General features: G+C 68.7%; 9 protein-coding genes. 1 reads left to right on the top strand and 8 read right to left on the bottom strand.

Annotation, left to right across the window (positions count from 1 at the left end):
• The 8 genes from A949_RS0100560 to eccD all read right to left on the bottom strand — a co-directional run.
• Positions 1 to 401: hypothetical protein (locus A949_RS0100560; RefSeq protein ID WP_026004212.1), on the bottom strand; the 401-nt coding region annotated here is incomplete at its 3' end.
• The gene (locus tag A949_RS0100555; protein WP_019354061.1) at positions 398 to 865 is read right to left on the bottom strand and encodes a YbaB/EbfC family nucleoid-associated protein; all 468 of its coding nucleotides are present in this window, start codon (positions 863 to 865) and stop codon (positions 398 to 400) included. The genes A949_RS0100560 and A949_RS0100555, both read right to left, overlap by 4 nt.
• Before the next feature lie 133 nt (positions 866 to 998).
• Complete coding sequence (locus tag A949_RS37885; protein WP_019354060.1) at positions 999 to 4,436, bottom strand: AAWKG family protein; 3,438 nt, start codon at positions 4,434 to 4,436, stop codon at positions 999 to 1,001.
• An 84-nt stretch (positions 4,437 to 4,520) separates the two neighbouring features.
• Positions 4,521 to 5,039: a type VII secretion system-associated protein gene (locus A949_RS35305; RefSeq protein WP_019354059.1), complete on the bottom strand. Its 519-nt coding sequence runs from the start codon at positions 5,037 to 5,039 to the stop codon at positions 4,521 to 4,523.
• A gap of 131 nt (positions 5,040 to 5,170) precedes the next feature.
• Entirely contained in the window at positions 5,171 to 5,497 is a 327-nt protein-coding gene (locus A949_RS0100540; RefSeq protein WP_019354058.1) for a WXG100 family type VII secretion target, read from the bottom strand.
• Between the two features lie 88 nt (positions 5,498 to 5,585).
• On the bottom strand, positions 5,586 to 5,906 hold the full coding sequence (locus tag A949_RS0100535; RefSeq protein ID WP_037705703.1) for a hypothetical protein: 321 nt from the start codon (positions 5,904 to 5,906) through the stop codon (positions 5,586 to 5,588).
• A gap of 113 nt (positions 5,907 to 6,019) precedes the next feature.
• A complete protein-coding gene (gene eccB / locus A949_RS0100530) occupies positions 6,020 to 7,618 on the bottom strand; it encodes a type VII secretion protein EccB (protein ID WP_019354056.1) in 1,599 nt (532 codons plus the stop codon).
• A gap of 13 nt (positions 7,619 to 7,631) precedes the next feature.
• On the bottom strand, positions 7,632 to 9,032 hold the full coding sequence (gene eccD, locus A949_RS0100525) for a type VII secretion integral membrane protein EccD (protein ID WP_019354055.1): 1,401 nt from the start codon (positions 9,030 to 9,032) through the stop codon (positions 7,632 to 7,634).
• Between the two features lie 365 nt (positions 9,033 to 9,397).
• On the opposite strand from eccD, the gene A949_RS0100520 reads away from it, so the two are divergent.
• Complete coding sequence (locus tag A949_RS0100520; RefSeq protein ID WP_019354054.1) at positions 9,398 to 13,369, top strand: type VII secretion protein EccC; 3,972 nt, start codon at positions 9,398 to 9,400, stop codon at positions 13,367 to 13,369.
• Positions 13,370 to 13,840 lie beyond the last annotated feature (471 nt).

Genomic DNA, 13,840 nt, shown 5'->3' with positions numbered 1-13,840 from the left:
GATTCTCCGGAGCCGCCGTCCACGTGGCCGGTGTCATCCGAGTCGATGTCCTCGAGAGCCTCTTCGGACTGCTTCCGGGCGTCCTGAACGATGTCGTCGGCGAACCCCTCGGTGCCCTCGGCGCTGTTGGCGACGGTCAGCGTGGCGGCGACCACACCGAAAGTGGCTCCTTGCAGACCCGTCTGCTCAAGAAGCGACTCTTTCCACTCGTCCTCCGTCTTCTTGGCATCCCGGTAGAACGAGTCGGCCACGGCGTCCGGCCGCCCCTTCCAGCGGTCGTAGTATGCGAAGTGGCCGGCCATCTCGTCCTGGATCTGCTGGGGCCGCTCCGCCAGGCTCCGCAGCTTCTCCGCCACCATGCGGGCCCGTTGGGGATTGGCCCGGTAGTTGCCCGTGCTCATGACCGGCCTCCCGGTGCCGCATCGCCGTCGTCCTCGACGATCTCGTCGCGCAACCGGGACCCCGCCCGACCCGATCCGGGGCCGTCGCCGCCGGAGAGGGCCGTGCCGAAGATCTGCTCCCAGTCGATCTCGACACCGGCGGACTCGGGCGCGTGCGGCAGCGGACCGGTGAACGGCGCGAACGTCTCCATCACACGTTGCGCGACCCGCCTGCGCGCCTCGTCGGACGCCTCCAGCACCGAGGCGGCAAGCTGCGGACCGGTCATGCCCGCGAACTTGTTCTCCGGGAAGGTGAGTCCGGTCAGCTCGCCCTGCGGCCCGACGGTGACCTCCACCGCGCGGTCACGCGAGCGCACCGTCTCGGAGGTGTGCTGCAGCTGCTCCCCTGCCCGGCCGATCGCCTCGCGGGTCTCGTCGAGCCGGGCCCGCGCCTTGGCGATCCGTTCCGCCATGGATTCCGTCATCGTCCTCTCCCCCTCCGCTCGTCGTTCCCCGCCCGCAGGTCGCGTGCTGTCCGCTCGCCCTCCGCGCTCCGCCGATCGAGCAAGATCCCATGATCACATATGACCCAACACCCAAGCATCACACGTTCCCTGCTCATCGACCGATGACCGCCGGCGAGCCGCCCTCGTCGGAACCCCAGACGTCCTCGTCCTCGTCCACCCACGACTCGCGCTCGCGGTCCCCGCTCTGCGTCTGCTGCTGGCCCTGACCGCCGTTCGCGCCCGAGCCGGGAAAATAGGGGCTGCTGCCGGTCGTGTTGACCCTCGCCTCACGTTCGTCGTAACGCCCCGCCGCACGGGCGGCCGTCGGACGCCGACGGTTGCTGATCGCGCCGCCGCTGTCGATGACATTACGGGTGCGCTCCGAACTGCCGCCCTGGCCCTGGCCGCCACCGCCACCCATGCCGCCCATGCCACCGCCCATCATCGGGGACATCGGCATGCCGCCGGGCGAGCCGCCCTGACCGAGGTTGGGCTGACCGGCGCCCGGCTGACCGCCGCCGGGCTGCGGGTCGTACAGCTCGGGTTCGTAGTCGGACTGGTCGCCGGGCGAGCGGGAACCGGGTACGTCCGGGCCCGGAGCACCGTTCAGATAGCCGGAGGTCGTCGTCCCGTCCGGGCTGGTCTGTGTGGTGGCACCGGTACGCGGGTCCACCGTGGTGCGGCTGCCGTCCGGGTACTCGGTCACCACCTGCCCGTGCGAGTCGAGGTGGGAGACGCTGCCGTCGGGGTTGGTGACGACGTCACCGGCGTTCAGCGGTCCGGAGTGCGAGGCGCCGTCGGGGTCGATGATGGTCGACGTCTGCGTCTGCGGATCGATCGTGGTCCGGCTGCCGTCCGGATACTCGGTGACGATCCGGCCATGCGGGTCCAGGTGCGAGTGGCTGCCGCCCGGGTTGGTCAACGAGTCGTCGCCGTTGACGGGACCGGTGATGTCGTCCGGAAGGTAGTTCTGCACATCGCCGTACGAGGAGTCCCCGCGCTGATCGCCGAGGATGTCGCCGGCCCGGTCCTGGTAGAGCTGCTGCTGGCGCTCCTCCTGCTGCCGCTGCAACTGCTCCTGGCGGCGCTGCTGCTCGTCCTGGCGCTGCTCCTGGTGGCGGCGTTGCGCGTCCTGGCGCTCCTCCTCGTGCCGACGTTGCGCGTCCTGGCGCTCCTCCTGGCGGCGCTGCTCCTGCTGCTGCCGCTCTTCCTGGCGGCGCTGCTCCTGCTCCTGCCGCTGCTGCTGTTCCTCCTGCTTGGCCTCCTGCTCCTTGCGGAGCTCCTCCTGCCTGGCCTGCTGCTCCTCCTGCTGCTGCTCCTGCCTGGCCTGCTGCTCCTCCTGCCGACGGATGTCCTCCGCCCGCTGGCGGTCCTGCTTGGCCTCCTGCTCCTGGCGAATCTGCTCCTGCTTCTCCTCCTGTTCCTTCTCCTTGGCTTCCTGCTCCTTGCGGAGCTGTTCCTGCTTGGCTTCCTGCTCCTTCTCCTTGGCCTCCTGCTCCTTGCGAAGCTCCTCCTCCTTGGCCTCCTGCTCCTTCCGCAGTTCCTCCTGCTTGGCCTCCTGCTCCTCCTGCCTGGCCTCCTGCTTGGCCTCCTGCTCCTCCTGCCGACGGATGTCCTCCGCCCGCTGCCTCTGCTGCTCCTTCCGCTGCTTCTCCTGCATGATCCGCTGCTGGATCATCTGCTGTTGCTGCTGCTCCTCCTGGCGGCGCTGCTGCTCCTCCTGCTTGGCCTCCTGCTCCTTGCGCAGCTGCTCCTGCTTGGCCTCCTGCTCCTTCTCCTTCTGCTCCTGCTCCTTGCGGAGCTTCTCCTCCTTCTCCTCCTGCTCCCGCTCTTTGGCCTCCTGCTCGGCCTTCTGCTCCTTCTCCTTCTGCTCCTGCTCCTCGCGGAGCTTCTCCTCCTTCTCCTCCTGCTCCTTCCGCAACTCCTCCTGACGCGCGAGGTCCTCGGCGCGCTGCCTGTCGGCCTTCTCCTCCTGTTCCTCGCGGATCCTGTCCAGGCGCTCGCGCTCCGCCTTCTCCCGGGCGAGATCCTCGGCGCGCTGCTTGTCGGCCTTGGCCTCCGCCTCTTCGCGCAGCTTGTCCAGGCGCTCGCGCTCCTCCCTCTCCCGCTCCAGGTCCTCTTCCCGCTGCTCCTCCAACTCCTTCCGGTATTCCTCATTCTCCTCTTCCTGCCTCCTCCTTTCCTCGTCAGCTTCTCTCCGGTCCCTGTCTGCCTGGTCGCTCTGCAAACTCTGCTGGAGGTCCTGGCCCGAGGCCGGGCGGATCTCTCCGATGTCCCCGACGGCGGTGGCGATCGCACTCTTGAGGTTCGCCTTCGCGGTCTCCCCCGGTCCGCCCAGCTTTTCGCGGAGATCGCGCCACCAGCGCGTTTTCGCTTCCTCGCCGATTTTCTTCCAGGTGTCCTGCAGGTCCAGCTGTCCGTACAGCTTGCCGTCCCGGTCCTTCGCCTCGCTCGAGAAACCCGGCTGGATATTGACGGATGTCGTGTCGGGAGAATAACCGGCGGAGAGGGATGTATAACCGGAGGGGTTGCTCTCGGTACTCTCGTACGCCTTGGTGAGGTTATCCATCCAGATGTTGTACATAATCTCGCCGAGAATATCGACGAGATGGTACAGGGGATTGGAGGAGACCGTCGCGGAGAATCCGCCGTCCCAACCCCGGTGGTCGCCCACCCAGGATTCCCAGGCGTCACGAAGGTTCTGGGCCTCGTCGAGCAGAGTCATTCCGACGTAACGGACGGCGGCCGCCTGCTTGGACCCTCTGGCCGCGGCAAGACCGACGTGCCGGTTGGCCGTGTCCTGCATATCGTCGGCGAGGCGTTCGTAGCGTCGGACGATCAGATGGACCAGATTCCACCAGACGCCGGCCGCCTGCCCCTTCCATTTGTCGTTCTCAGTCTTGCCGAAAGTCTTCTCCCAGCCTTCGAGAATTTCCTTCCGTGCACCGACGAAATCCCGAAAGCGGTCGAAGGCCAGAGCGGTCGACTCGAAAGTGGACGGATCGACGAAGGTGGAGTCGGTGACGGCAGGATTCCAGTTGAATCCCTTGGTTCCGTGCGGCTTCTCGAGCAGCCACCTCAGCGCTTCACCGGAGCCGTAGGAGTACTGGGCGATCTGCGAGGTGTCCCAGGAGGACTCCGTGTCCCCCTTCTCGTCATCGCCTCCCCACTCGGAATCCACATCGCTTTCCTTGAAGGAGTCCTTCCCTCCCCCTTCGTCGATCCCCTGCTTGGTGTCCTGGATTCCGATCAGCTGGATCCAGGCGTGATGCTTGGTCAGGTCGCCGTCTTTGTACGTGTAGAACGGGATTTTGAAATGCATCTTCCCGATCTCGTTGTAAAAGTTCTCGTCCTGCCAGGCCGTCTCCTCGTCTTCAGGGAGATCGTTGTTGCCCGCCTTTTCCAGGGTGACGTGCATGAACGGAATTCCGTCATGGCTCTTCAGCTGATCGAGAGCATCCGTGACCGACGGGGGCGTGTATCCGGTGAAGAGGCTGACAGCGCTCCACCAGTCGTCGTTGCCTTTGTCGATCAGCGTTTCATCTGCCATGACGGGACTCCAGCGGTACTGAGGCGAGCGGGGACTTCGGCTGTTACCTCACCCAGGAGGTACTACCGGCGGCAAGGGCAGGTGTCAGTCGTACTCGCCGTCGCCGCCGCCTCCGCCGAGCGAGTCGGAGATGTCGTCCGAGACGTCCTCGAAGACGGAGGTGATGAACTTGTCGCCATCGATCTTCTCGAGGCTGTCGCCCTCGGTCTTGAGCAGGGACTCCATCGCCTCCCGGAGCGCGTCCTCGATGTCGTCGAACAGCCTCTTCTGGTCCGTGATCACCACACCCAGCTCGTCGGCCACCCCTTTGACCTTGTCGGCGAATTCCGAGGCGACGCCCTCCTTGCCGACCAGGTCCCCCAGGGCCAGCGGAGCGTGGTTGTCGCTGTCGACCTGCTTCGTGGGGTCCGAGAGTTCGGTGACGCTCATGACGTGCTCCACGTCGTAGGAGTTCGTCTCGTCGTTGTAGTGGTTGCCCTTGTAGTCACCCTCCTTCGAGATCTTGTCGAGTGCGGTCTTGAACTCGTCGATCTCGTCGTCGATGAACTTCTTCATCCACTCCTTGTTCAGGACGAGCTTGCTGCCGTCGTCACCGTCCGCCATCTGCCGCACCTCTTCTACTCACACAGTCCATCCACGGCGCGACCCCCGGCACGCCGCCCAACCAACTCGGGCGACTGCCGCGTTCCCTGCGAAACGCCGACAGCCGCCCGGTACCGCTTCCGCACCAGGTGTCAGGCGCCGACCCGCAGGTTCGAGAAGCCCTGCGCAGCGTTCGACTGGTTCCTGCGGAACGCCTCGGACACCTCGTTCAGCGTGCCGCCGTACTGGGTGAGCAGGTTGCCCATCGCGTCGGCCGCGCGGTTCCAAGCAGCCTGCTTCTCCTCGTAGACATCCCGGTCGTCACCGATCCAGGACGCCTTGAGGTGCTGAAGCTCCTGGTCCAGTTCCGCGAGCCACTTCTTGATCTGCTGCGTCTGAAGCCGCAGGTCCTCCGCCGCGTTGTCGGTGCGGTTGAAGTCGACGTTGATCTCGCCGTCCATGAAGTTGCCACCGGCCATGCCGGACCTCATTTCGATCGTTGCGTACGTTCCGAGGGATACCGCTACGAGAAGCCGAGGGTCCGCTGCACGGACCCCTGCGGTCGGTTCAGCCCGCGAGCGAGTTGAAGATGGACTGGGACCGGCTGTACTCCTGGTTCACCTGTTCGTCGGTGGAACCGATGGTCATGCCGCTGTTCCGCAGCGTGGTGTTCAGCTCGGCGATCATTTCGTTGAGGTTCTTGGAGATGATCTCGGCCTGGTCGTCCCACTGCTGGAGCAGCTTGTCGTAGCTGCCGCCGACCTGGCCCTGCAGACCCGAATCGTTCTTGGTGTTCTCCAGCTCCTGCCGGCTGCGCTGCACGCCGGTGAACGCCTGCTCCAGGGCGTTGATCCCGTTCCGGGTGGCCTGTTCCTCCTGCTTCGCCATCTGTCCCACGAGCTTCTCCCCTTCGGCTGTGATTCGCCGCCAGGCAAGGCGCGCTGGCAGCAGTTGCCCCCGGTTGTACGGGCCGTCGTCGAATGGGCCCTCACAACGGGATACTAGAAGTGCGTCAACTTCTCCCGCAATACGGCTTTGTGAGAATTCACATGAGGTTTAACATCGATTGAACGCACTGTACGTGCCTCGCTACTGGCTGAATCCGTCGGCTTCTTGCTCTTGTCCGGGTCCGGCGCGGACCCTTCGGAATCGCGCGCGTTCTCGCATTCGGGCGCCGACGAGTTGGCGCGTCCCGAACTCGCCGCCTTCGGCGTGAGGTCCGGGCCGGTGGGAAGCATGGACAGCAGCGAGGAGGGGACGCCCTGCGCGGGGGTCTCCGTGTAGCCGAGTGCCTTCAACGTGTCCTTGGACGACAGCCGGTACTTCATTCCGGTGTCGGTCACCAGATACAGCGTGCTGCCCACATCGCTGCCGCCCGCGCCGAGCGCGTGGACGACCGCACCGCCGCCGGGTCGCACCGTGATCTTGTTGACCGTCACACACGCCGGCGTCAGCCCTTCGCTGGGCGGCTGGGTGGAGGGCCCGAGGTCGCCGGGGTCGGCGAGAGTGACGCTGATCCGCAAGCCGCCGCCGGCCGAACGGACGCCGGCACAGAGGGTTGTGTCCCGCGGCAGGTCCACGGCACTCGGCGGCGTCGAGGGCAGGTCCTCGTCGGGGCCGGGGACCCGGGAGTCGTCGGCGAGACGGCCGTCGAGGGCGTCGGTCCCCAGCGGACGGGCGGTGGCCGAGCCACCGCCGTACGCCTTGTCCTTGCTCACCGGATCGCCGAGCACCAGCGCTGCGCCGGTGGCGCTCAGCGGGGCGAGGCCCTCCTTGTGGAGCTGGTAGTAGCGGGCCTTCGCACCGGCGGCGGTGACTTTGAAGACTTGGCCGATCCGGGTCTGCCGACCGCCCAGTTCGGGTCCGGCCGCGCCCATGTCCGAGACCTCGGGCGGCGACAGGTCCGGACCGCTCGGCAGGGAGTTGAGAAGCGCCGCGGAGACCGCCAGCGGCTTGTCGGAGCCGTATCCGAGGGCCTCGGGGGCGTTGGCCTTCGCGTCGAGGCGCAGCTTGCGCCCCTGCCAGACGAGGTAGCCGGCCTTGTCGGGGCCGCGGACGAGAAGTCCCTGCCCCTTCTCGAGAGCGGTCCCGTCCGGCTCGGCGCCCACCGCGACCGTGGTGCCGGTCGAGCCGTCGGTGTTGCCGGAGCACACCTGCCAGGGGCCGTCGTCCAGTTCACCGGTGCCCGGCGGCTTCTCGGGGGCGCCGGGGATACCGACGGGAGCGCCGTGCGGGGTGTCCTTCAGCGACTCGCCGCCGACGGACATGACCTTCAGCTGGTCACCGGCCAGCAACTTGGCCGAGGTGAAGTTGCGTACCGGCCGCAGTCTGCCGCCGAGGAAGAGGTAGCGCGCTCCGCTGTCCTTGTTGACGACCAGGGTGCCCGGATCCCGCCAGGAGGACTTGGTGCCGGGCTTGAAGAGTCCGAAGACGAAGGCGCCCGCGCAGATGAGGACCGCGATCAGCACGCTGATCGCGATCCCGCGGTTGGTGCGGCCCTGGGGGCTCTCGGGGGCGTCGGGGTCGGCACGCAGCATTCCGGAGGTCAGCCGCCCCATGATGAACATGTGCGCCTGTACCTGGTCCCGTTTGTCGTTCACCGCGCTCCCCCTCTCAGCCCATCAGTCCGCGCAGGAAGCCGTACACGCCCAGCACCCACAGCGCCAGCGGCAGCAGGGCGACCGCCGCCAGGGTGTGCAGGATCTCGGCTGCCCGGCCCCAGTAGGGCACCAGCCGCACGCCCGGCACGGTCCAGGAGGCGATCGACACACAGGCGGTGAGGGCGAGCAGTACGCCCACCATCAGGAAGCGCTGGTCGGGTTCGTCGGACGCGGCGTCGAGGAGGATCAGCAGCAGGGGGCCCAGGGCGCCGGGGACGGTCAGCGAGAGCCGCTGCCAGGCGTTGCCCAGACCGCGGCTGTGCAGCAGCAGGAGGAGCGAGAGCGCCAGCACCATGATCAGGGCAGCCAGGTCCGCGTGCCGGGCGAGGACGGCGACACAGCCGGCGCAGACGGTGCCGACCGCGGCGTAGAGGGAACTCATCCAGCCGTCGGCGAGGATCGCCCGGGCGGCGGTGCCGCTCGGCGAGTGCGGTTCGATGCCCTCCTGCAGCTGCTGTGCGTTGGTGGGCAGCGGCGGCATCCGCATCCCCGACATCCGGAAGGACAGCGAGGGGACGAACGCACCGAGGATCACCGCCAGCAGCGCGATGACGCCGGCGGCCTGATGCGGGGCCAGATCAGCGGTGAACATCAAGGCGCCGGCCAGGGCACCGAAGGCCGCGACGACAGCGATGCTGAGGAAGAGCGCGGCGAAAGCGGCCACAGCGGCGAGGACGACGATCGCACCGCCCGCCCCCGCGGCGCTGCCGGCCAGCAGCCGGGAGCCGAACAGCTCGTGTGCGTGCGGCCCGGACAGATCGCCGCCGGGCACCAGCCAGCCCGCGAAGGCGAGGTAGGGCGCGACCATGGCGCCGAGTGCGGCGCCCGCGCCCGCGTCGCCGACCGCGCGGCTGGCCGAGCCGGCGCCCGCCACCAGCAGCATTCCGACGACCGCGGCGCACACCGCGCGCAGTCCCGACGAACCGCCGGGCAGCGCGAGCACGACGAGTCCGCCGGTGAGGGCGAGCACCGCCAGACCGAGGAGCAGTCGGCGGCTGGCCTTGGGGCTCCAGCCGAAGGGGCTGTCGGCCATGGTGGTGGCGATGCCGTCCACCAGGTCGTCGAGGTGGACCTCGGGGAGGGCTTCGGTGCGCGGCCTGAGGTAGAGGGTCTCGCCGTCGCGGAGGTCGTAGGAGTCGAGGGTGCGTTCCTCGTCCAGTGGTTCACCGCCCAGGCGTTGGAGCACCCAGCCGCCGTGGTCGATCCCGGCCTCGTCGAGGTCCTCGCCTCCGTAGCCGAGCACTGCGGGCAGCAGATCGGCCACCGGTACGTCGGAGGGGACCCCGAGGTCGATGCTCTTCTTGGGCGCGCGGACGGTCAGACGACACAGCCCGGCCGTCTGGATGTCACTCATAGCGCTGGCTCACGCTTCTCGTACTGGCTCACGCTTCTCCCGACGGGAGCGGACGGCTCCGGTCCCGCTTGAGGGCGGCGGTCACGGCGGGATGACGCCGTCATGATCAGACATGACAGGTCATGTTCGGTCGAAATCCTGGGAGTCCGTCCACTGGTCAAGACGGACGCACACCCTCCGGAGAGCTTACATTAAGCGACAGGAATATTGTCCGGCCGCTGTTGGACAATGTTGCCCCGGCAAACGTGCATGCTGGGAGCTAGTCGAGTCGGCACCGAACACGATGCTGTCCGCCTGTGACACCTCGGCCCCTTGAGAGGTTCACCGGCACAGCGCCACCATCCGTGAGGAGTCCTTCGTTGAGTGTGGTCCTGTTCCGCAGGCCGGCCCGTCGCCGCGGCCCGGACATGCCCGAAGGGGAGTTGGCCCTGCAGGAGCCGCCGACCCTGCCCGAGGTGGTGCCGGACAGCTCCGCGGTGTGGACCTATCTGCCCATGGCGATGATGTCCGTCTCCATGATGCTGATGTTCATGCGGCCGGGTATGCGTGGCGGGTCGGGAAGCCACTTCATGTACCTGGCCGTCGGCATGATGGTCCTGGCATCCGGCGCGATGATGGTCGGTCAGATGATGCGCAAGTCCAGCGAGCGGAAACAGCGCCTGAAGGGGGAACGCCGCGACTACCTGCGCTATCTGACCCAGACCCGGCGCAAGGTGCGCGCGGCCGTCGCCGAACAGCAGAAGGCGCTGGCCTGGCGGCACCCCGAGCCCGCCGCGCTGTGGTCGATGGTGCGGACCACCCGGCTGTGGGAGCGCCGCCCGCAGGACGTGGACTTCGGCGAGGTGCGGGTCGCGGTGGGCGACCAGCAGCTCGGGCTGCGGCTGACGCCGAACGCCACGACCCCGGTGGAGGATCTGGAGCCGCTGTCCGCGCATGCGCTGCGCAGCTTCATCCGCGCCTATGCCACCGTGCCCGAGCAGCCGATCGCCATCTATCTGCGAGCCTGGGCCCGGGTGTTGCTGCGCGGCGACGAGGAGCGGGCGCGTTCGCTGGCCCGCGCCGTGATCGCGCAGCTGGCGACGTTCCACGCCCCGGACGACGTGTGGATCGCGCTGTGCGTCTCGGACGAGCGGCGCTCCGAGTGGGAGTGGCTCAAGTGGCTGCCGCACAATCTGCATCCGCAGGAGAGCGACGGCGCGGGCCAGGCCCGGATGTTCGTCTCCGCCTTCAACGAGCTGGAGGACCTGCTGGGCGCGGAGTTCATGGAGCGCCCCTCCTTCGACCCCGAGGCGGCCGCCGGGCGCGAGGAACCCTTCACCGTGATCGTCGTGGACGGCGGCAGTGTCCCGGCCGGGCACCGGCTGGACGGTCCCGGCTTCCGCAACACCGTGGTGATCGACCTGAGCGGTGCGCTGACCTGGCGCCCGGGGCGGGTGACGCTGCGCTTCGAGGTGACGGCGGACGACTTCGCGCTGGTGCGCACGGACCGTGACCGCAAGGAGCAGACGACCCGGCTCGGCCGCCCCGACCGGTTCGGCACCGTGGGGTCGACCGCGCTGGCCAAGCGCATCGCGCCCTATCGGATGGGCGTGGGTTCCGAGACGTCCGCACCACTGTCCGCCGATCTGGAACTGACCACGCTGCTGGGGATATCGGACCTCTCCCGCCACGAGCCGAACTCGCTCTGGCAGCGCAACATCGGCTCCTCCCGGCTGAAGGTGCCGATCGCGGTCAGCGCCGACGGCGCGCCCGTCGAGCTGGACATCAAGGAGTCGGCGCAGGGCGGCACCGGCCCGCACGGCATGCTGATCGGGGCCACCGGCTCCGGCAAGAGCGAACTGCTGCGCACCCTGGTGCTGGCGCTCGCGCTCACCAACTCCTCGGAGACCCTCAACTTCGTCCTGGTGGACTTCAAGGGCGGTGCCACCTTCCTCGGGCTGGACGAACTGCCCCACACATCGGCCGTCATCACCAACCTCGCCGGAGAGGCGGCGCTGGTCGGACGGATGCAGGACGCGCTGCACGGTGAACTGATGCGACGTCAGGAACTGCTGCGCTCGGCCGGCAACTACACCTCGGCACTGGACTACGAGAAGGCACGCGCCTCCGGCGTCCCGCTGGCGCCGCTGCCCAGCCTGTTCGTCGTCGTCGACGAATTCAGCGAGCTGCTGGCCTCGCACCGGGAGTTCATGGAGCTGTTCGTGATGATCGGGCGGCTCGGCCGCAGCCTCGGTGTCCACCTGCTGCTCGCCTCGCAGCGGCTGGACGAGGGCCGCATGCACCAGCTGGAGAGCCACCTGTCCTACCGGATCGGACTGCGCACCTTCTCCGCCATGGAGAGCCGCGGGGTGCTCGGGGTGCCCGACGCCTACCAGCTGCCCCCGCAGCCCGGCAGCGGCTATCTGAAGTCCGGAGTGGAGGCCCTCACCCGCTTCCGGGCCGCCTACGTCTCCGGGGCCTACCAGCATCGTCACTCCGGCGCCAACCAGGCGCGGGTGGCCAGCCAGACCGTGCCGTGGACCTCCGGCTACGTGGTGCCGCGCCAGCTGCCCGACGTCCCCGAGCCCGAGCCCGAACCCGAGGAGGAGCTGGAGAACACCGACACCCTGCTGTCGGTGGCGGTCGACCGGCTGCGGGACGCGGGACCGCCGGCCCATCAGGTGTGGCTGCCGCCCCTGGACCAGCCCGCCACCCTCGACCAGATCCTGCCGCCGCTGGTCCCGGACCCGCAGCTGGGTCTGACCACCGTGGGCTGGCCGGGACGCGGCCGGCTGACCGTGCCGCTCGGCATCGTCGACAAGCCGTTCGAGCAGCTGCGGGACCTGCTGACCATCGACCTGTCCGGCGCCGGCGGCCACGTCGCCATCGCGGGCGGTCCGCAGAGCGGCAAGAGCACCCTGGTGCGCACGCTGCTCACCTCGCTCGCCCTCACCCACACGCCGCGCGAGGTGTCCTTCTTCTGCCTGGACTTCGGCGGCGGCACCCTGGCCGGGCTGGCCGAGTTGCCGCACACCGCCGGCGTGGCGGCGCGGCTGGAGAGCGAGCGGGTGAGCCGGACGATCGCCGAGGTCACCACGCTGCTGGCGGCCCGGGAGCGGTTCTTCCTGGAGAACGGCATCGACTCGATGCCCACCTTCCGCCGCCGCCGTGCCGCCGGGGAGTTCCCCGACCAGCACTACGGCGACGTGTTCCTGGTGATCGACGGCTGGTCCACGGTGCGTGCCGACTACGACCGCTACATCCAGACGTTCAACGGCATCGCGGCCCGCGGCCTCAGCTACGGCGTGCACCTCGTCGTCACCACCTCCCGGTGGGTCGAGCTGTCCGCGGGAGTCCGCGAACAAGCCGCCACCCACCTGGAGCTGCGGATGGGTGACGCGACGGACTCCGAGATCGACACCCGCCGGGCCGCCACCGTGCCGCGGCTGGCCGGCCGCGGGCTGACACGCGAGGGCAAGCTGCACTATCTGAGCGCCCTTCCCCGCATCGACGGCGTGGAGACCGCCGAGGACCTCGCGGACGGGGTGGCCGGCCTGGTCGCCGCCGTCAAGGAGAGCTGGTCCGGGCCGCGCACCCCGCAGGTGCGGATGCTGCCCACCAAGCTGCTGCCCGACCAGCTGCCCGCTCCCGAGGACGGCATGCGGATGCCGATCGGCCTGGAGGAGAACGCGCTCTCGGTGGTCTGGCACGACTTCGCGGAGACCCCGCACCTGTTCGCGGTGGGCGACACCGAGAGCGGGAAGACGAACCTGCTGCGGCTGACCGCGAAGGCCATCATGGACCGCTTCACCCCGGCCGAAGCCCGCATCATGGTCATCGACTACCGACGCGACCTGGTCGAGGCCATCCCGGACGAGTACCGCCTCGGCCACGCGGTGTCCATCGACGCGCTCAACGACCTGGTCGACGGCGCGGCGCGGGCCGTGCGCACCCGCGTGCCCGGGGAGGAGATCACCCCGGCCCGTATGCGGCTGTGCGACTGGTGGTCGGGGCCGCGGCTGTTCATCCTCATCGACGACTACGACATGCTCGGCACCGGCATCGGCAACACGCCCTTCGACCCGCTGCTCCCCCACCTCGCCCTCGGCTACGAGGTCGGTCTGCACATGGTCGTCGTCCGCTCGGCGGCGGGCGCCAGCCGCGGTCTGAGCGAGCACCTCATGCGGCGCCTCCAGGAGGTCAACACACCCGCCCTGCTGCTCTCCTGCCCCCCGACCGAGGGCTATCTGATCGGCAACATCAAGGGCCGCACGCTGCCTCCCGGCCGTGCCCTGCACGTCGTGCGCCGGAAGGCGACCCAGGTGCAGACGGCGATGGTGGACGTCGAGGAGGAGTGAACTGTGCGGGGCCGGGGCCCTGCCCGTGCTCCCGGCCCCTCCCCCGGCAACGCGCGGCCGGACCGCGTGCGAGGAGCCGTGCCCGCCCCCCCCGGCCGGGCACGGCTCCGCCGCGTCGCAGGCCGCTTCCGCCTGCCGATCGCGGCCTGCTTCCCGCGACACCGCTGCCGGACGCCCTCTTTCACACGACCGGACTCCGGGGTCCGGAATACAGTCGGTTAACCAGCGCTTAACGAACGGGAATACTGAAATGTATTTTTCCCGCTGACCTGTCGGCCGTTCGCGAATCCGCGCCCCCATTCCTGCGCCGATGTCCGAAAAACTGGCGTCGCAGCCGGACCGACACCCTCGCATCGCTCATTCGCCCGGCAATTGCCTCCAGTAGCGTGATTCGCCCGGGGACGTGACGACCTGCAACGGCATCCACGATTGCCCGGCAACGCGCCTCCGGGATTCCGACCGTGACGACCG

The sequence above is a fragment of the Streptomyces sp. AA1529 genome (assembly GCF_000280905.1).
Taxonomy (GTDB): domain Bacteria; phylum Actinomycetota; class Actinomycetes; order Streptomycetales; family Streptomycetaceae; genus Streptomyces.
This window is presented reverse-complemented; position numbering and strand designations above follow the sequence as displayed.

What these genes read in the sequence shown, in the direction of transcription:
- A949_RS0100555 (WP_019354061.1), bottom strand. Translation starts at nt 865, where the DNA reads ATGACGGAATCCATGGCGGAACGGATCGCCAAGGCGCGGGCCCGGCTC.
- A949_RS37885 (WP_019354060.1), bottom strand. Translation starts at nt 4,436, where the DNA reads ATGGCAGATGAAACGCTGATCGACAAAGGCAACGACGACTGGTGGAGC.
- A949_RS35305 (WP_019354059.1), bottom strand. Translation starts at nt 5,039, where the DNA reads ATGGCGGACGGTGACGACGGCAGCAAGCTCGTCCTGAACAAGGAGTGG.
- A949_RS0100540 (WP_019354058.1), bottom strand. Translation starts at nt 5,497, where the DNA reads ATGGCCGGTGGCAACTTCATGGACGGCGAGATCAACGTCGACTTCAAC.
- A949_RS0100535 (WP_037705703.1), bottom strand. Translation starts at nt 5,906, where the DNA reads ATGGCGAAGCAGGAGGAACAGGCCACCCGGAACGGGATCAACGCCCTG.
- eccD (WP_019354055.1), bottom strand. Translation starts at nt 9,032, where the DNA reads ATGAGTGACATCCAGACGGCCGGGCTGTGTCGTCTGACCGTCCGCGCG.